The organism is Methylocystis sp. Se48 (assembly GCF_056269425.1).
The window spans coordinates 2,920,606-2,938,384 of record NZ_CM149850.1; the positions used below are offsets into that span (position 1 = coordinate 2,920,606).

The 17,779-nt window shown below is 65.6% G+C and carries 14 protein-coding genes, 1 tRNA gene and 4 pseudogenes; 14 read left to right on the top strand and 5 right to left on the bottom strand.

What is annotated here, in order from left to right; all coding sequences use genetic code 11:
* A complete protein-coding gene (locus ACV959_RS14280; RefSeq protein WP_475739598.1) occupies positions 1 to 564 on the bottom strand; it encodes an IS5 family transposase in 564 nt (187 codons plus the stop codon).
* A 26-nt stretch (positions 565 to 590) separates the two neighbouring features.
* A pseudogene (locus tag ACV959_RS14285) lies at positions 591 to 764 on the bottom strand (transposase); the annotation flags it as partial.
* A gap of 72 nt (positions 765 to 836) precedes the next feature.
* On the opposite strand from ACV959_RS14285, the gene ACV959_RS14290 reads away from it, so the two are divergent.
* From ACV959_RS14290 to ACV959_RS14335, 10 genes and pseudogenes are all read left to right on the top strand, one after another.
* Complete coding sequence (locus ACV959_RS14290; protein ID WP_475737239.1) at positions 837 to 965, top strand: hypothetical protein; 129 nt, start codon at positions 837 to 839, stop codon at positions 963 to 965.
* 27 nt (positions 966 to 992) lie between these two features.
* Positions 993 to 1,157: a recombinase family protein gene (locus ACV959_RS14295; protein ID WP_475737240.1), complete on the top strand. Its 165-nt coding sequence runs from the start codon at positions 993 to 995 to the stop codon at positions 1,155 to 1,157.
* Positions 1,144 to 1,416, top strand: a complete 273-nt coding sequence (locus ACV959_RS14300) for a hypothetical protein (RefSeq protein WP_475737241.1) — start codon at positions 1,144 to 1,146, stop codon at positions 1,414 to 1,416. Before ACV959_RS14295 ends, ACV959_RS14300 begins: the two co-directional genes overlap by 14 nt.
* The gene (locus ACV959_RS14305) at positions 1,338 to 1,637 is read left to right on the top strand and encodes a recombinase family protein (protein WP_475737242.1); all 300 of its coding nucleotides are present in this window, start codon (positions 1,338 to 1,340) and stop codon (positions 1,635 to 1,637) included. Before ACV959_RS14300 ends, ACV959_RS14305 begins: the two co-directional genes overlap by 79 nt.
* A 108-nt stretch (positions 1,638 to 1,745) precedes the next feature.
* Positions 1,746 to 2,576: a hypothetical protein gene (locus ACV959_RS14310; protein ID WP_475737243.1), complete on the top strand. Its 831-nt coding sequence runs from the start codon at positions 1,746 to 1,748 to the stop codon at positions 2,574 to 2,576.
* 352 nt (positions 2,577 to 2,928) lie between these two features.
* Positions 2,929 to 4,269 (top strand): annotated as a pseudogene (locus tag ACV959_RS14315) (DNA modification methylase); the annotation flags it as partial.
* A gap of 197 nt (positions 4,270 to 4,466) precedes the next feature.
* Complete coding sequence (locus ACV959_RS14320; protein ID WP_475737244.1) at positions 4,467 to 4,862, top strand: DUF5681 domain-containing protein; 396 nt, start codon at positions 4,467 to 4,469, stop codon at positions 4,860 to 4,862.
* A gap of 2 nt (positions 4,863 to 4,864) precedes the next feature.
* Positions 4,865 to 6,316: a phage terminase large subunit gene (terL, locus tag ACV959_RS14325; protein ID WP_475737245.1), complete on the top strand. Its 1,452-nt coding sequence runs from the start codon at positions 4,865 to 4,867 to the stop codon at positions 6,314 to 6,316.
* A 277-nt stretch (positions 6,317 to 6,593) separates the two neighbouring features.
* On the top strand, positions 6,594 to 6,851 hold the full coding sequence (locus tag ACV959_RS14330) for a type II toxin-antitoxin system Phd/YefM family antitoxin (RefSeq protein WP_475737246.1): 258 nt from the start codon (positions 6,594 to 6,596) through the stop codon (positions 6,849 to 6,851).
* Positions 6,852 to 7,044: 193 nt separating this feature from the next.
* Positions 7,045 to 7,701: pseudogene (locus tag ACV959_RS14335) on the top strand (IS256 family transposase); the annotation flags it as partial.
* 970 nt (positions 7,702 to 8,671) lie between these two features.
* On the opposite strand, the gene ACV959_RS14340 reads toward ACV959_RS14335, so the two are convergent.
* A tRNA-Gln gene (locus ACV959_RS14340) sits at positions 8,672 to 8,745 on the bottom strand.
* Between the two features lie 287 nt (positions 8,746 to 9,032).
* Between ACV959_RS14340 and ACV959_RS14345 the strand changes: the two genes are divergently transcribed.
* The 4 genes and pseudogenes from ACV959_RS14345 (at position 9,033) to ACV959_RS14360 (ending at position 13,225) form a co-directional block, all read left to right on the top strand.
* On the top strand, positions 9,033 to 10,070 hold the full coding sequence (locus ACV959_RS14345) for a Ppx/GppA phosphatase family protein (RefSeq protein WP_475739676.1): 1,038 nt from the start codon (positions 9,033 to 9,035) through the stop codon (positions 10,068 to 10,070).
* A gap of 95 nt (positions 10,071 to 10,165) precedes the next feature.
* Positions 10,166 to 11,392 (top strand): divergent polysaccharide deacetylase family protein, encoded by a 1,227-nt coding sequence (locus ACV959_RS14350; protein WP_475737247.1) that lies wholly within the window; start codon positions 10,166 to 10,168, stop codon positions 11,390 to 11,392.
* Positions 11,389 to 11,895, top strand: coding sequence for an RNA pyrophosphohydrolase (locus tag ACV959_RS14355; RefSeq protein WP_475737248.1), 507 nt, complete (start codon positions 11,389 to 11,391; stop codon positions 11,893 to 11,895). Before ACV959_RS14350 ends, ACV959_RS14355 begins: the two co-directional genes overlap by 4 nt.
* A 61-nt stretch (positions 11,896 to 11,956) precedes the next feature.
* Positions 11,957 to 13,225: pseudogene (locus tag ACV959_RS14360) on the top strand (IS701 family transposase).
* Between the two features lie 349 nt (positions 13,226 to 13,574).
* On the opposite strand, the gene ACV959_RS14365 reads toward ACV959_RS14360, so the two are convergent.
* Both ACV959_RS14365 and ACV959_RS14370 read right to left on the bottom strand, forming a co-directional pair.
* On the bottom strand, positions 13,575 to 16,142 hold the full coding sequence (locus ACV959_RS14365; protein ID WP_475737249.1) for a YbcC family protein: 2,568 nt from the start codon (positions 16,140 to 16,142) through the stop codon (positions 13,575 to 13,577).
* A 19-nt stretch (positions 16,143 to 16,161) separates the two neighbouring features.
* On the bottom strand, positions 16,162 to 17,754 hold the full coding sequence (locus ACV959_RS14370) for an NADH-quinone oxidoreductase subunit L (protein WP_475737250.1): 1,593 nt from the start codon (positions 17,752 to 17,754) through the stop codon (positions 16,162 to 16,164).
* Positions 17,755 to 17,779 lie beyond the last annotated feature (25 nt).

Sequence of the window (17,779 nt, forward strand, 5' to 3'; positions counted from 1 at the left end):
TCATTGATTGAGGAAGAAAGTGACGGCTGCTGCGATGCAGATCGCGGAGAAGAAGGTGTGGGCGCAACGGTCGTAGCGGGTTGCGATGCGCCGCCAGTCCTTGAGTTTGGCGAACAGGTTCTCGACTTTGTGGCGCTGACGATAGAGCGCCTTGTCGTAGTCGAGCGGCGTTTTGCGATTGCGCCGTGGCGGAATGCAGGGTTCGGTTCCGCGCGCTTTGAGCGCGTCGCGGAAGGCGTCGCTGTCATAGCCCTTGTCGGCGATCAGCGTTTTGGCCTTCGGTAGGGCGTCGCACATCAGCCGGGCGCCTTTGTGATCGCTCATCTGGCCTTCAGTCAGCATCATGACGAGTGGTTTGCCGGCGCCGTCGCAGACGACATGGAGTTTGGAGTTCAGCCCGCCCTTCGTGCGCCCGATACAGCGGGAAAGAACCCCTTTTTTAACAGGCTTGCCGCCGTGCGATGCGCTTTCAGATGCGTCGAGTCGATCATGATGCGTTCGGGGCTTGGGCTTTCGCCGGCAAGCGCGGCGAAGATGCGATCGAAGACGCCGAGCCGGCTCCAGCGGATGAAGCGGTTATAAAGCGTCTTGTGCGGCCCGTAGCCTTTGGGCGCGTCCTTCCACTGCAGGCCGTGCTTGATCACGTAGACAATGCCGCTGACGACGCGCCGGTCGTCGACGCGCGGAACCCCATGCGCCAGAGGAAAGAATGGCGAAATCCGCGCCATCTGGCGCTGGCTCAGTAAAAACAGATCGCTCATCATCAAGGCCTCCGAATCGGAACCCCTTGTGAATCACAACTCAATCAAATTTAATAGGTCCTGAGCCTAAACACTATGAAGAAGGCACCGAAGCCCGCCACCGCCGATCCTGCCCGCCGCCAGGCGGTGATCTATGCTCGGGTCTCCTCCAAGGAGCAGGAGAAGGAAATCTTCTCGATCCCGGCCCAGTTGAAACGGCTCTAGGAAAATGCCGCCGCCAACGGCTTCACGGTGGCGCAGGAATATGTGGACGTGGAAACGGCCAAGCAGACCGGCCGCGCCGCCTTCGGCGAGATGGTCGCCTATCTCAAGGCGCATCCTTCGGTGCGCGTGATGCTGGTCGAGAAGACCGACCGGCTCTACTGCAACCTCAAGGATTGGGGTGACGGTCGATGAACTCGACGCGGAACTGCACTTCCCGAAAGAGGGTGCGGTGCTGTCGCGCGAGTCGCGTTCCTCGGAAAAGTTCATGCACGGCATCAAGGTGCTGATGGCGAAGAACTACATCGACAACCTGTCCGAGGAAGCGCGCAAGGGCATGCAGGAGAAGGCCGAACAGGGCATCTGGCCGACCAAGTGCCCGCCGGCTATCGCAACATTACCGGCCCGGAAGGCAAGAAAATCATCGCCACCGATCCGGCGATCGCGCCGCTGATCGTCAAGCTGTTCGATTGGTACGCGCGCGGCGACATTTCGCTGAAGGAAGCGGCGCGCAAAGCGCACGCGGCGGGCCTCGTATACCCTAAGAGCGGCGGAAAGGTGCCGGTGAGCACCATCCACACCATCCTGCGCAATCGCCTTTACACCGGCTGGTTCGAATGGAACGGCAAGTTGATAAAGGGCCGGCACGAGGCGCTGATCCCCGTCGAGCTATAGGAGCGGGTGCAGGGCGTGCTCGATGGCCGCTTCGCCAAGAAGGCCAAGCGCGGCAAGCACGTCTTCGCCTTCTCGGGCCTGATCGCGTGCGCATAATACGGCTGCGCGGTGGTCGGTGAGATCAAGAAGCAGCGCTACGTCTATTGCCATTGCACCGGCTATGCAGATAAGTGCGCTGGCAACCCGGCCTCGTGCCGGCGCAAGCATGTGCGCGAGGAGGCGATCGAAGCGCAGTTCACCGAACTGCTCGGACGGTTGGGGTTCGACGACGAGGTGCTCGAATGGGTGCGCGAGGCGCTGCACGCCATTCACGCCGACGAACGCCGCGAGCACAAGGAGGCGATCCGGCGCCATCAGGCCGAATTCAGGCGGCTCGATGAGCGCATTCATGCAATGTACGTGGACAAGCTCGATGGCCTCGTCGATGCGGCGTTCTTCGAGCGCATGTCGAACCAATGGCGCGAGGAGCAGAACCGCTGCCTGCGGGAGATTGAGCGGCTGCAAGCGGCCGACCGCTCCTATATTGGCGAGGGCGTGCAGCTTCTCGAACTCGCCCGAAACGCGCAAAGGCTTTTCGCAAAGCAGGAACCGCGCGAAAAACGCCGCCTGCTCAATTTCTTGCTATCGAACTGCGCCTGGGAGGACGGCGAAGTGGTCGCGACCTTCCGCCAACCATTTGACCTGTTGGCGGAAACGGCCGTGTTCGCGTCGCGCGCTGCGGCTGGTGAGACGGCCAAACGGCCAAAACTGAGATTTGGCTGTGGACGCAGTCTCCTGCGAACCCGTCTCCGCCTGATTTCCCTGGAAACAGGCAATTTATCAGGGAAAATCCCTGTCCGCCGCCGCAGCTGCATGGCCTGGCGCGGCGAAAAACCCGCAAATCCGGCCGCTTCAGGCGGGTCAGGAAGAAAATTCCCTAAGCGCCGGAACAAGGAATAACAGGGAATCTTGCGACGACCGATGAGACCGCTCCGCCAGCAGAGCGCGAGTCATATTGGCGTCCCTGCAAGTACAAGCGCCCTGGCAAGACGACGGCGCGCAAGAGCCTGTCAATAAAAACGCTGGACAAGCCTCTGGAAAAAGAATAGCTTACCGAGTGTTCGCCGCTTCCTTTTCGGAGGAGCGGTCGTTCTACTGCAGGCATTCGACCAGGAGGGTCGGACCGAGCGTGTGGCTGACATCGGGGTCTGAGGACCGCGATGTAAGGCAGGCGCGCCAGGTCCGGGCCTCGTGGCGACCGCCTCTTCCGAAACCGGATGCAACGTCTCCGGTTCGACGAAGAGGTGGTCCCATGCCTGACGAAAACCTCCCCCGCCACACGAAGGTGGCGCCGCCCGAGGGGGTGACGCCGCAGCTGAAGACGAAGTCCCGCCAGCGCCGCGAGCGCCAGCGGCGGTTGAGCACGGCCGAGCTGCATGCGCCGGTCGCCCGCAACGACCTGCTGCCGAAGCTCGAAATCATCCACGCCCCGATCGAAAAGGTCCGGCCGGCGACCCGACGCGTCCGCAAGAAGGACGCCGCCCAGACGGCGCGGGTGCTCTCAAGCATCCGGAAGTTTGGCGTGGTGGCGCCGATCCTGGTCGACGAGTCCTTTCACATCGTCCACGGCCACGCCGTTTACGACGCCGTGCGCGAGGCGGGCCTTTCCGAAATCCCGGTCGTCTGCATCACGCATCTTTCCCGGGCCGAGACGCGCCTCCTGTCGATGGCGCTCAACCGGCTGGCGGAGACCGGCCGCTGGGACGAGGACAATCTGCAGCTCGAAATCGAGGAGCTGATCGAGCTTGGCGAAGATGTGGTGGTCGCCGGCTTCGAGCCGGCCGAGATCGACGCCTTGCTGTTGGCCGACGACGATGAAGCGGCCGCGGATGACGACGCCGACGCCTGCGCGCCGGGTTCCGTCGCGGTCTCGCAACCGGGCGACCTGTGGCTCCTCGGCCGCCACCGTCTCCTGCAGGGCGACGCGCGCCCTCCCGAAAGCTACGCGCGGCTGACGCCGCCGGGCGAACTGGCGCGGATCGTCCTGACGGACGTACCGTTCAACGTCCCGATCGCCGGCCATGTGACCTCGCAGGCGCAGCATCGTGAGTTTGCGATGGCCGCCGGCGAGATGAGCCGCGAGGCGTTCGAGGCCTTCAACCGCGGCTGGATGAAGGCGTCGGCGGCGCATGTCGTCGACGGCGGCCTGATCGCCACCTTCATCGACTGGCGCTCTGTCGAGATCATTCTGGCCTGCGGTCGCGAACTGAAGCTCGATCTGCTGAATGTGGTCGTCTGTGCGAAAACGAACGGCGGCCAGGGCAGTTTCTGGCGTTCCCAGCATGAGCTGCTGCCCGTCTTCAAGAAGGGGACGGCGGCGCATGTCAACAATGTCGAGCTCGGCCGGTTCGGCCGCTGGCGCTCCAACCTGTGGACCTGTCCCGGCGCCTCGTCGCTCGGCTCGCAGGCGCGCGATGGCCTGGCGGCGCACCCCACTGTCAAGCCGCGCGCGCTGCTCGAAGACGCGCTGCTCGACGTCAGCAACCGCGACGAGATCGTGCTCGACCCCTTCGCCGGCTCGGGTTCGACGCTGCTCGCCGCCGAGAGCGTCGGACGCATCTGCCGGGCGATCGAAATCGACGGCCTCTATTGCGACGTCGCGATCCGCCGCTGGCAGGCGATGACCGGCGAGGAGGCGCTGCTGGCCGAGACCGGCGAGCCGTTCGACGCGGTCGCGGCGCGTCGCCCGGAAGAGGCGGAAGGGGCCGGCGCCACGCCTGGCGCGCGACGATGCGGGCGTGGCTTCCAACGCGCAAGAGCGCGCAAGCGCGAATGGACAGGAGGCGTGCGATGGCCGCCGGTAAGCCCAGTAAAAAGCCGACCGGCGACTACCCGGTCGGCTACGCCAGGCCGCCGAAAGCGACCCGGTTCCAGCCGGGGCAGTCCGGCAACCCCTCGGGGCGTCCGCGCGGCCGCCCGTCGCACGACGAGATCGTGCTTCAGGAAGCGGCGCGCATCGTCAAAATGAAGGTTGGCGACAAGGTCACGCACATCGACCGCGACCGCGCCCTGGTGCGCAAACTGTTCGAACGCGGCTTTGCGGGCGACATGCGGGCGATACAGCTTCTCATCATGCTCCTTGCCCGCGCGCAGACCAGGGTCGACGTCGAGGGCGGACCGGAGGGGCCGCTGACCGAGGAGGAGCTTGCCCTCCTCGAGATGATGTCGAAAAGGTCGGGCGGCTAGCAATGCTCAGCCCCGACGACTTCCAACGCAGCCAGCGCGAGATCCTGCGCGCCCATGCGCGAGGGCATTTCTTCGGCTTCTACCGCTTGATGTTTCCGAGGCTGGCGCCGGAGGCGGAATTCTCCCGCGCCCTCCACTTCCGGGCGCTCGCTTGCACGCTCGAGCGGGTGGCGAATGGCGAGATCCGGCGGCTGCTGATCGCCATCCCGCCCCGGCACGGCAAGAGCCTGCTGGCCTCCGTCGCCCTCCCCGCCTGGATCCTCGGCCGCGACCCGACCCGCAAGATCATCTGCGCCTCCTATGGCGATCAGCTGTCGCGCGACTTCTCGAATCGCTTCCGCGACCTCATGTGGTCGCCGGCCTACCAGGCGGTGTTCCCACAGGCCGTTATTGCGGCCAATGGCGCCTCCCTGTCAGAAGTGCGGACGACGCAGAAGGGCTACTGGCTCGCCACGACGGTGCAGGGGCCGGTCACCGGCAAGGGCGCGCATGTCATCGTCGTCGACGACCCGTTCAAGGCGGCCGAGGCCGCCTCCGAAGCGACACGCAACGCCGTCTACGACTGGTTCAAGGGCTCGCTGATGACGCGCTTCGACAAACCGGCCGAGGGGGCGATGGTCGTGGTGATGCGGAGGCTTCATCAGGACGATCTCATCGGCCAGCTGCTGGACGAAGGCGGATGGGACTATCTGGCGATGCCCGGCGAATGCCTGGAGCGCGCCGTCTTTGATCTCGGCGGCGGCGAGGCCTGGACGCTGAACCCCGGCGACCTTCTCTATCCCGAACGCTTCGATCGCGCCGCGCTCGACCAGCTCCTCCTCGATCTGCGCGAAGTTCAATACAACGCCCAGATCCTGCAACGGCCGTCGCCGCCTGGCGGCATGCTGTTCAAGCTGAAGCATTTTCAGCGCTACCAGACCCTGCCCGGCTATTTCGAGACCATCGTCCAGAGCTGGGACCCGGCGGTCGTCGATACGGAGACCGCGGCGTTCTCGGTGTGCACGACCTGGGGCGTCTACGGGCGCAAGCTCTACCTCATCGACGTGCTGCGCAAGCGCCTCGACTTCCACAAGATCGAGCCCGCCATCCTGCACATGCGGGAGAAATACAAGGCGCGCTGCGTCATCCTGGAAACGGCCGGCGTCGGCGCAGCGATCGGCACCTCGCTGCTGAAGCGCGAAGGCGCCCGGCAATGGCTATGCCCCCATGCGCCCAAGCTCGGCAAGGTCGAGCGCGCCCTCGCCCAGACGCCCAAAGTCGAGCGCAAGCGGGTCTATCTGCCTGTCGCGGCGCCGTGGCTCGAAACCTTCGAGGCCGAGGTCGCCGGCTTCCCGGCCTCCAAATACTGCGACCAGGTCGACTCCATGGTGCAGTTTCTGCACCTGCTCGATCACCGCAATCGCTGGACCATCGATCTGACGGCGATGAACGAACATCGGGAGCAGCCGTTTTGAGCCGCGCGCGCCTGTCTCGCGCGCATGGCGTGGCGCCGCGGAGGCTTGCGGCCTTCTGTGGCGCCGGCGGCGTCCCTGTGCCGCCTCGTCTGGCCGTGGGGTGGAGCGTCGTCGCGCTCGGTCTTGCCCAAGTCACGGCGTCGCCGGGAACCGGCGAGACCGCCGCCTCGCCCCACAAGCCCTTGTCGCGGGCGCCGCCGCGAATCGGGCGGCCGTCCCAATCCAGAACCCACCCAAGTCTAAACCTCGAAGACAAATCCGGCCTCGGAGAAGAGAGATGAAAACCCTGAAGATCCTCGGCATCCTGCAAGCAAAAGCCCATCTGTCGGAACTCGTGCGCAACGCCGCCCAGGGCGCATGCAGCATCGTCACGGACAACCGCAAACCGGTCGCGATGATCGGACCGCTGCCGAAGACGCCGCTCGAGTCCGAGAATTCGCCGCAGCCGAGCGCCAAATCGAGGCCGCTCTCCGACGCCGCTGCGTTCCGCCGCGCCCTGCTCGCCGCGCGGCGCCCCATCGATCTCGACTTCTGACGAAACAGAGGAGAAACAGCATGACCAGCTGGGTTGGGGTCGTGTCCCCGGTGATGGTGTAGCTGGATGGGAGCAAGCGGCCCGCGACGCGCGCTTTTCATAGCGCCGTAGCGAGCGGGCGGCTTGCGGTGGTCATCGACAATTCGCCGATAGGATCGGGTTGCGACACTCAAACGCAACCGAGGAACCGCCGATGACCGATGAGATGATGAACCTGCGCGCGCTCGTGGAGAAGGCCCCCGACGCGGATATTTTGCGCGAGATGATTGGTTTTGCCGCCGAGCGGCTGATGGAGATCGAGATCGGCGCCCTGACCGGGGCCGGCTATGGCGAGAAGAACCCCGAGCGGCTCGCTCAGCGCAACGGCTATCGCGAGCGGACCTGGGAGACGCGCGCCGGCGCCGTGGGGCTGCGCATCCCCAAGCTATGCAAGGGCAGCTATTTTCCCGGCTTTCTGGAGCCGCGGCGGATGGCCGAAAAGGCGCTGACCGCTGTCATCCAGGAGGCCTATATCCAGGGCGTTTCAACGCGCTCGGTCGATGATCTCGTCAAGGCCATGGGCATGAGCGGCGTCTCCAAGAGCCAGGTCTCGCGCCTGTGCGAGGAGATCGACGAGCGCGTCAAAGCCTTCCTCGAGCGGCCGATCGAAGGCGACTGGCCCTATCTTTGGATCGACGCGACCTATGTGAAGGCGCGGCAGAATGGCCGCATCGTCTCTCTGGCGGCGATCATCGCCGTGGGCGTCGACGCCGACGGCCGGCGCGAAGCGCTCGGCATGGACATCGGTCCCTCGGAGGCCGAGACATTCTGGACCGAGTTCCTGCGCAAGCTGCGTCGCCGGGGGCTGCGCGCCGGTCACGCTGGCGGCGCCCAGACGGGCGCCGTTGAAGCGCCTCTCGCGCCATCGCCGGGCCGCAATCTGTGACGCCATCGCCGATTTGATGCGCGGCGCGGAGCCGACGCCCTTTGCTATTGAGGGTCCAGCGCGGGCAGGCGTTCGCGCGCGGCTTTGTCTGGACGGCTGGCCATGGGGGCAGGCGGATGCGGCGGCGGCCGACGTTGTGCAAGCCGCGCTGAACGAAGTCGGCGCGGAGCGTCCGACCTGGCAGCAAGGGCAACCGGAATGGACGCAAGCAGCCGTCTTGCCGGTCCAGCGCGAGCGCTGCGCGCGCTGCGGGAAGTCGCTTCCAGACGATGCGCACGGATCGAGGAAATATTGTTCGGCGGTCTGCGCGGCGGCGGCGAAGGTCGAAAGGCGAACGGAATTTGAGAGAGCGCACGAATATGCAAGGCAAAAGCATGGCTCGCGGCTTGGTCTGAAAAGCAGTCGTCCCGTGAATGCGCGGGATGCGACCGCGCTTTTCGGCCAAAATATCAAGACGCAAAATATTGCTCGCGCAAATGCTTCTACGATGTTCAACGATTTGATGGACGAAAGATGCGCATTTTGTGCGAATCCGTTCGAGACGACGCGGACGGATAAGAAATATTGCAGCGTTGCTTGCCGCCGGCGCGCCAATTACGAGGAACGGGAGGGCTGGCGCGCGCTGCGACGCAGCGATCTGAAATGCGTCGATTGCGGGGCGCCGATCGCCGGAGCGAAGCGACTGGGAACGACGCTCTGCGCCACATGCCGGCGCGCCCATCGGCTGGCGAATTGCAAGGCCAATCGTGAGCGCACGAAGGCGGGCACGAACGGCCGGCGGGGGCGGAATCAATTCAGCCGGCCGCGCGAAGGATAGGGCGTCCCCAAACGGTGACACGATCGTGACAGCCTGCCGAGAGGCCTGTGACATTAACTAGTAACTAATTGATTTTATTGGCTGGGGGACCTGGATTCGAACCAAGATTAACGGAGTCAGAGTCCGCTGTTCTACCGTTGAACTATCCCCCAACGGGCGGCGAACGCGCCGTTTCGGGTCGTCATCTAGAGACAGCCGCGCGCGCTGTCAACATCCCCGAGAGAGCTGAAGCGCAGCATGGCTCCCGCGCGGGACGGAACGAGAAACGCCTTGCGGGCGGGCTGGCAATCCTGCATTTAAGGCGATTACGCGAGTGGGGTCGCTTGGGCGGCGTAAGCGCGACTGAACCGATTTTCGCGGGAGCATAACCTTGGCAGGGACCGATCGGCCCGCGCATACAGGGCCGGGTCTGGAGGCGACGGACGCGGCAATCCGCGCCTTGCGCGCCCAAACCGGCGCGCCGGCGGCGGAGGCGCAGTGGGCGCGTCACACCTATGCCGCGCTCGATCTCGGCACAAATAATTGCCGCCTGCTGATCGCGCGGCCGGAGCGCCGTCCGCGGCGGCGCAATGCGGATTTTCTCCGCGTGGTCGACGCCTTCTCGCGCATCGTGCGTCTCGGCGAGGGCCTGGGCCGCGCCGGCCGCATCAGCGAGGCGGCCATCGAACGCACAATCGCGGCGCTGGAAATCTGCCGGGACAAAATGGAGGCGCGCGGCGTCACCCGCGCGCGGCTCGTCGCGACGCAGGCCTGCCGCGGCGCCGCCAATGGCGACGAATTCGTGGCGCGCGTGCGGGAGCGCACCGGCTTGCAGCTCGACATCATCGACCGCGAAACCGAGGCCCGTTTCGCCGCCCGCGGCTGCGGGTCGCTCGCCGACCCGCACGCCGAGAGCGTGCTGCTGTTCGACATCGGCGGCGGCTCGACCGAGCTGGTCTGGCTGACCCGCTCGCCCGAGTCCAGCGAGGCGCGGGAGCTGCACAGCTGGACGTCGCTCGAACTCGGCGTCGTGACCCTCGCCGAACATTTCGGCGGACGCGTGGTGGACGCGGCGACCTTCGCTGCGATGAAGAATTACGCCCGCGAGGCGCTGGCCCATTTCGTCGAGGAAACGGCGGAGGTGCGCCGCTGCGCGCGTTTCCATCTGCTCGGCACCTCCGGCACCGTGACGACCCTCGCGGGGGTGCATCTGGGGCTCGAACGCTACGACCGCTGGCGCGTCGACGGACTGTGGATGACCGACTCGGAGGCGACGCGCGCGATCGAACGCCTGCGCAGCATGGATTTCGAGCAGCGCGTGGCGAATGGCTGCATCGGTCCGCAGCGCGCCGATCTGGTGCTGGCCGGCTGCGCGATTTTCGAGGCGATTCGCGAGATGTTTCCCGCGACGCGAACCCGCATCGCCGACCGCGGGCTGCGCGAGGGCATGCTGCTCGAGCTGATGGAGGCCGACGGCCTTCTGGGGCGCGCCGGCTAGCCTGGTTTCGGCTCGACGCGCCGGCCCTCTGCCGTCACAATGTCGCGACTGTGATTCGCGACGTTTTTCGCGCCCCACCGCCAGCGGCTGACTCCATGACAGACGACTTGAACGCCCCCCTCGGACGCGACAGACCGCCGCCGGCCGGCCCGACCGCCGCCGCGCCGCTCCGTCTGCCGGTCCTCGCGGCGGCCGGCGCTGTCGCGGCGGGAACCGTCGCGCTTTACCTCGCGCCGCGTGATCCCTTCGGCGGCGAGCCTTACGCCGTGGCCCGGATCGAGCCCGTGAAGCCGCCGGAGCCGGCGCCCGCCCCGCCGCCGCAGACGGTCGCGAGCGCCGAACAGGGCGCCTCAGCCGCGCAGACGCCGGACGCAGCCGCGGAGCTGGAACAACTCTCGGGCGTGAAGGTCACGCGCCACGGCGGCGAGGGCGGAACCGCTCGCATCATCCGCATCGAGCCGCCCTCTGGCGTCAAGTTGACCCCGGCTCCCGACCGGCGTGTGGTCGAGAAAGGCCGCTACGGCCTTCTCCCCAGAATCGGGCAGGACGGTGCGCGGCCGATGGACGTCTATGCGCGGCCCTTCGTCACCTCGACGGCGCTGCCCCCCGGCGCGCCGCGCATCGCCCTCGTCGTCGGCGGCGTGGGACTCAATGCGCAATATTCCGGCGCGGCGATCGACCAGCTGCCCGAGGGCGTGACGCTCGCCTTCGCGCCCTACGGCGCGGACCTCGACCGGCTCGCGGCGCAGGCCCGCGCCCGCGGACACGAGGCGTTGTTGCAGGCTCCGATGGAGCCCTTCGACTATCCGCAGAACAATCCCGGGCCGCATACGCTCGTCACCGGCGCGCAGGATGGCGGAATCGACGATCTGCACTGGCTGATGAGCCGTTTCACGGGCTACGCCGGGGTCATGAACCATCTCGGCGGACGCTTCATGGCGGACGAATCGGCGCTTTACGGCGCGCTGGGAGAGATCGCCCAGCGCGGGCTTTTCTTCCTCGACGACGGCGCCTCGCCGCAGTCGCTGACCTCGACCATCGCGCCAAAGCTCTCGCTGCCCTATGCGAAGATCGACGTCGTCATCGACCAGCGCGGCACGCCGCAATCCATGGACGCGGCGCTGGCGCAACTCGAGACTCTCGCCCGCGACAGGGGCTCCGCCATCGGCTTCGCCAACGCCACGCCGGCCGCGATCACGCGCCTCGCCCGCTTCGCGCGCGATCTGGAGCGGCGCGGGATCGCGCTGGCGCCCGCGTCCGCGGTCCTCGCGCCGCACGGCGCGTCGAGCAGCGCGGCCATGGACGCGGAGCGCGCCCGATGACCCCGCCCGACAGCCGTTACCGCCCCTGTGTGGGCATCGCGCTCATCAACCGCCAAGGCCTCGTCTTTATCGGCCGCCGCAAGGGCAAGGGCGTCTTCGATCAGGTCGCGGAGCCGTACCTCTGGCAGATGCCGCAAGGGGGGATCGACGAGGGCGAGACGCCTTTTCAGGCGGCGCTGCGCGAACTTTACGAAGAGACGAACGTGACAAGCGTCGAATTTGTCGCCGAGGCGCCGCTCTGGCTCTCCTACGATCTGCCGCCCGGCGCCAACAAGCGCTGGAGCGGCAAATATATCGGCCAGACGCAGCGCTGGTTCGCCCTGCGGTTCCTGGGCCGCGACAGCGAGATCGACATTTATTCGCCCGGAGGCGGCGGGCACAAGCCGGAATTCGACGACTGGCGCTGGGAAAAGCTCGCGCGCCTGCCCGATCTGATCGTGCCATTCAAGCGGCGGGTTTATCTGGACGTGGCGGAGGCGTTCAGGGAGTTTGCGGCGGAGTGAGCGGATTGCGACCTAGCATTACAGTTGCATTATATTTGGAGTTCTGACTCGATGGGACGCCATGATTCGGCAAGGGGATCATGGGATGTCGGGAGCTTCGATCGAAACGACGCTGGAGTTGTGGGCGTCGTCTCTGCGTGACGTGAAGCGTCGGATGCGGCCTCTGTTCACGCAGGAGCGCGTGGCGCGATTGGCGGAGCGCTTTCTGGACGGGTTGCTGGGCGAAGAGCGGCGCAAGACGGGCTGGATGCGCGCCGAAGCGGCGGGCGATCCGGGACCGTGGCGGCGGCAGGCAATTCTGGGTCGCGCGCGCTGGAGCGCGGATGGGCTGCGCGACATTGTGCGCGATTATGCGCTCGAAGCCTTGGCGGACGAAGATGCGGTTCTCCTTGTCGACGAGACGGGGTTTCTGAAGCAGGGTAAGGCCTCCTGCGGCGTCGCACGGCAATATACAGGCTCAGCGGGGAAGATCGCGAATTGCCAGATCGGCGTTTTCGCGTGCTGCGCCACAGAGCGCGGCCATGCGTTCATCGACCGCGAGCTTTATCCGCCCAAGAGCTGGACCGAGGATAAAGCGCGCATGGCCAAGGCGCATATTCCGCAGGAGATCGTCGACAGCGCGTCTGGCGGCTTTGCGACCAAGCCGGCGCTGGCGCTCGCTATGATCGAAAGAGCGATCAAAGCGAAGGTCCCATTCTCCTTCGTAGCGGCCGACACAGTCTAGGGCGTCGGCGATATCGAAATGGCCTTGCGGCGCGCTGGCAAAGGCTACGTGCTGGGCGTCAAATCCAACGAGCCGTTCCACTCCTGGGGCAAGTCGAAATTGATTTCGGGCGCAGCCAAAGAAATTGCGGACGGCTTGCCGGCCTCCGCCTGGCGCCGGCTCTCGACGGGCGCGGGGACGAAGGGCGAGCGCCTGCGCGACTGGGCCTATCTCGAACTCGCCGACCTCGACGCGGGCGATTACAACGATGCGCTTGCGGGCGTTTCCTGGACGCGGGGACTTCTGATCCGTCGCAAAATCGCCGACGGCGATCTTGCCTTTTTCACGACATGGGCCCCGAGCGGAACCTCAATCGAAAGGTTGACGAAAATCGAAGGCCGTCGTTGGGCGATCGAAGATAGCTTTGAAACCGCCAAGAACGAACTCGGCCTCGACCACAACGAGACGCGCTCCTGGCGCGGATGGCGCCGTCATGTTTCGCTCGTCATGCTGGCCTTCGCCATGATGGCTGCGATCCGCGCTCACGCCAATGCCGTTGCGCCGCCCCCAAAAACAATCCGCCGCACAAAGACAAGCGCGCGTCGCTTGTCGTCGAAGATTCCCTGATCCATTGGTCGATGCAGGAAATCCGCCGCTTGGCGACGCCCTTGGCGAGAAAACGCATTCGACCCGAGTTTATCATTGCTTGGTCGCTCTGGAGACGAGCCCATCAGGCCCAAGCAAGACGCTCCCACATCAAAATCCAACTGTAATGCTAGGGAGCGCTAATAAAATCACTTTGGCGCAGGCCTATAACGCCCCCGATCGGGCTGCGCAGCCAACTTTTGCGCAATAAGCGCGGACGAAAATGGGCGGCGCCGTTCGTTCGAGTAACGGCCCGATTGCCCTCTTCTCGCCGTGCATTGTCGCGATCGCGGCGCGACGGCCGTTTAAGGTGTGCGGGCGCGCCACCGGGTCAAACCGCCACGGTTGAGACGCTCGGTCGCGCCTCGACCCAAGCGCCCGGCCCGCGGCGGAGGAGGATCTTCCCCTCCGCGCGCAAGGCATGGAGATGCAGCCAACCATTCTCGACGAGGGCGCGCACATTGGCGTTTTTCTCAAGGACGCCGTCCATCGCCGCCTCGGGCGCTTCGATGAACACATTTAGCCGCAGCGGCTCATGCACGAAGCGTTTCCCGTCGTGGACCGACTGCAAGGGAAGGCCCGTGCGCAAATCGCCGCCATTGCCTTCCAGGACGCCGATCTGGCCGACAACATTGTGCAACGTCTTGTTGCCGGCGCCGAAGACCCTGTTGTTCGTCGTCGAACCAAAATATTGCAGGTTGATCCAGCTCGCAACGACCATGGGCGCCGTCATGATCAGCTCCAGCGCCTTGCCGTCGACGTCCTTTTCATAGTCGTAGCTGTGCAGGAAGGCGCGGCCGCCGAGATCGACCCCGGCCGTGCGGGCGCGGCGCGCAGCGATGAAGGCCGCGTTGCCCGCAAGCCCCCACTCGGGACGCACCTGCGACCAGTCTCGGCTGCGCGCCAGAACCTTCCGGCGCGTCGCCGAGCCCTTCTCGACGCCGAGCAGCGCCGCACGTTCGAGGCGCGCCATTTCGCCCGCAGCGGCGAGGCGCTCTTTCAGGGCCGCGATCTCGGCGCGATGTGATGATGGCGCTGCGCCCTCGTCGAAGATCTTCACGTCGTCCGTGGTCGTGTCGTGCAAGGCGCCAAGGAACCACGTGTCATCCGGGATGACGATGCTCTTCGCCCGTAAACCGCTGCGCACGCCCGCGTCGTTCAGCACGGCGGCGGCCACGCGCGCATTGGCCTCCCCGGTGTGGCCGCCGCAGGCGCCGCAGTCGAGCCCCGAGCCATGCGGATTGTTGACGGTCGTCGAGCCATGGCCGGCGAGGAGAACGAGTCGCGCGAAGCCCTCCGTCATCGACATCGCCTTCAACACGGCCTCCGCCATGGCCAGACGCTGGTCGGGAGAAAGTCCCGTGGCGCGGTCGCCGATCATGAGCGGCTCCAGCCTCGGCCCGATGCGGGGGAGCACGTCCGGGTCGAGCCCGTCGAGATTCGGATCCGGCGCCGGCCGCGTCAGCCCGAAGGAGTCGGAGAGGAGCTTAACCGCGAAGCTTAGTCCCACCGTTTCCACATAGGCGAAAGACGAGACTGCGGAGAGCTTGAACGCTTTCCAGGCTTTCGCGGCCCGTCGGCGCAGCAGCCGCAATTCGAGGATCCGCGCCTCTTCCGCTGACGAAATATCGTCGACCGCCTCGCAGATGGTGAAGGCAGGCCGAAGCAGAACGGGGCATTGCGCGCCGCCGCGCCTATGACCGATTGGGACATATTCAATCGGGAAGCCGAAGAAGCCCGCGAAGCCAAACGTCTCCGCCTCCGGCCAAACAGTCTCAAGGGCGCGGCGAAAGATCTCCGAACGCACATCGATGCAAAAGGCCGCCTGGAGCGCCGGGCGCGACGCGCCGTCGCGCTGCGGGAGAACCCCGATATGCGACGACAGACGCGCATAAAGCTTCTTCTGGAAGGCGAGTTCATAGGCTTCGTGAAGGATCAGATCAACGGCGAGATCCGGATCGTCGTTGAGACGATGGTCGAGCGGCGTCGACGCGGCTTCCGTAATCGCCCTGGACCAGGCGCTGTGGAAGGCGATGTCGGTTCGCGCACGAAATAGCCCGTATCCATAGGCGACGCGAATCGCGAGCAGTTCGACGAGGGTTTCGTTCCTTTCGCCGTTGAGTTCGGAGTTCCACACGAGATAGCGCGCATAGGCCGCCCAGCCGCCAATGTCGAGCAGCGTGCGATACAGATAGTCCTCGATGGCGCGCGAAGGAATCCACAACTTCTCGACAACGGTCTCGATGGTTTCAATCGGGTCGTCCGGCAGCGAACGGATCGTTTCGCGGAAATTCGCAACGCCCATGGCTTCGGCGTTGAGGTCATAGCGCGCCGTACGACGCCATGCGGCGTAGGGAGGAAGATCGCGCTGCGGCATGCGCCAACTGGCCTGCCCTTCGTCAAAATAGGCCGCGCACCATTTCGAAATTTCCTCGATCATGAAGCCGACGAGCGAGGACTGGCGATCGCCGTCAGATAGCGCGTCGAGAACTTCAGCGACGGTCGAGACGACGGCGGGCGGGCGCGACCTCGCCGTCGCGTCCTTCATGGCGGCGCGCCTGAGCGCATCGACGCTCGCTGGGCGGTCGACGTACTGCGGCGCGCGGGCGAGCGCCGCCGCGAGTGCGTCGTCGTCGATGTCGCCGGCGGCGATGGCGTCGCGATAGAAGCCGCGCGGCATCAGCATGTCGACCTTTGCGACGCGCTTCAAGGTCGCGGCGGTCGCGCCGAAAGGCTGACCGGCGAAGCCGAGGAAAGGATTGACGGCGACGAAATGCTTGAGAGGCCACAGCGGCGCGATCTTCCCGCAAGCCGCTGCGATGGCGGCTTCGATCTCACGCCTTCTCTCCTGCGCCGAGCCGGCGGCGTGTTCGGATGGAATTCTGACGGGCGCGTTCATTCCTAAAATCCTTTCTTGATCAGTGGGAGGGAGCCGCCGCGCGGCGGGGCCAGGCTTTAAGCATCGCGCGGTTGGCCAGCGTGTTGAGGTAAAGTCCTTGCGAGAGATGAACGTAGACGGCCTGCCAGAAGGGCGAGGTCGCATGGCGGGACATGACGCTCTGGAAGAGGGTCACCGCGCCGAACGAGACGATGACAACGAGGACGAGGCCGAGGTCTTCTGGCCCGCGCAAAGGCGCGACGCTGGGCAGGCTCCCCTCGAAGAGCCGCTCGACGCCGGCATGCAGCGAGAAGAAGGAAACGGCGACGACAGCCGACATGCCGATCGCCCTGCCCAGCACGTAGGGCTTCGTTCTCTCGTCGAGCGCATTGGCGATGAGATGCGCGAGGCTCATGAGAAGGATCGTCGCGAGCGTCGCGGCGCCGGGATTGTCGATGATTCCCGCGTTGAACATGCCGCCGACGGCGAAAGCGACAGGCAGCGATGCGGCGAGCGCCAGCGCGAAGCGCGCCGGATGCGGCTGGCCCCCGGGGCTTGGCGCCCAGGAGGCGCGCGCAAGATCGATCACGCTGCCCGAACTGAGGAAAGCGTGGGCCTTATAGAGCGAATGTGCGAGGATATGCAGTAGCGCAGCGGCAAAGGCGCCGAGCCCGCATTCGAGCATCATGAATCCCATTTGCGCGATCGTCGAATAGGCGAGCGCGACCTTCACCGAGGTCTGGGTGAGCATGACGATGGAGCCGAAAAGCGCCGTCGCGCCGCCCACGAGCGAGAGCATGTGAAGCGCGCTTTCGGACGGCGCGACAATTTCGGCTAGTCGCAACACCAGAAAACCGCCGGCGTTAATGACGCCCGCGTGCAGAAGCGCGGAGACAGGGGTCGGCGTCTCCATCACTTCCACGAGCCAGCCGTGGGAGGGAAGCTGCGCCGATTTCAGCAAGGCCGCGCAGACGATCAGGAGCGCCGGAAGCGCCAACGACCCCGACGCGCCCGCGGAGGCGGCGGCCTTGGCGGCGGCGAATAGCTCAGGGAAGGCGAGCGTCCCAAAGCGCCCCCACAGGCTCAGCGCGGCAAGGATCAGACAGAGGTCGCCGAGCCGGCTGGCGACGAACTTCTTTTTCGCGGCAAGTTGCGCGGCCGGACGCTCCGGGTAGAAGAGCAGCAGCGTATTCAGGCCGACACTGGTCGCGATCCAGGCGACGATCAAAAGGGCGAGGTTTCCTGCCGAAATGAGGGTCAGCACGGCGGCGAGAGTGAAGGCGAGCCTTCTGAAGAACGTTCCCTGCTTACGGTCGCCATCGAGATAGTTGCGGCTGTAGAGCAGGACGACGACGCCGACGAAGGCGACGAGCGTCGACATGGCTGCGGACAGCGCATCGAAGTAGACGCCAACGCCAACGCCTGCAACGCCCAGGGAACCGGTCCATACCGGGCCGTAAAGCATCACGGCGACATCGACAGTCGCCGCAACGGCGAAAGCGAAGGCGCCGGCGGCGAGGCCGGCGGCGGCCATCCTCCGAGGATAGGCGTCGGCAATATGGTTTGGCGTCAGGCTCACCGCAACGAGCGCGCCGGGCGCGAGAAGGGACCACCAGGCTAGAGGGTGCATCATTGCATGTCTCCAGTTCTCGATGGAG

Coding starts and splice junctions, on each gene's coding strand:
- ACV959_RS14355 (WP_475737248.1), top strand. CDS start 11,389: ATGACCCCGCCCGACAGCCGTTACCGCCCCTGTGTGGGCATCGCGCTC.
- ACV959_RS14290 (WP_475737239.1), top strand. CDS start 837: ATGAAGAAGGCACCGAAGCCCGCCACCGCCGATCCTGCCCGCCGCCAG.
- terL (WP_475737245.1), top strand. CDS start 4,865: ATGCTCAGCCCCGACGACTTCCAACGCAGCCAGCGCGAGATCCTGCGC.
- ACV959_RS14365 (WP_475737249.1), bottom strand. CDS start 16,142: ATGAACGCGCCCGTCAGAATTCCATCCGAACACGCCGCCGGCTCGGCG.
- ACV959_RS14320 (WP_475737244.1), top strand. CDS start 4,467: ATGGCCGCCGGTAAGCCCAGTAAAAAGCCGACCGGCGACTACCCGGTC.
- ACV959_RS14330 (WP_475737246.1), top strand. CDS start 6,594: ATGAAAACCCTGAAGATCCTCGGCATCCTGCAAGCAAAAGCCCATCTG.
- ACV959_RS14370 (WP_475737250.1), bottom strand. CDS start 17,754: ATGATGCACCCTCTAGCCTGGTGGTCCCTTCTCGCGCCCGGCGCGCTC.
- ACV959_RS14350 (WP_475737247.1), top strand. CDS start 10,166: ATGACAGACGACTTGAACGCCCCCCTCGGACGCGACAGACCGCCGCCG.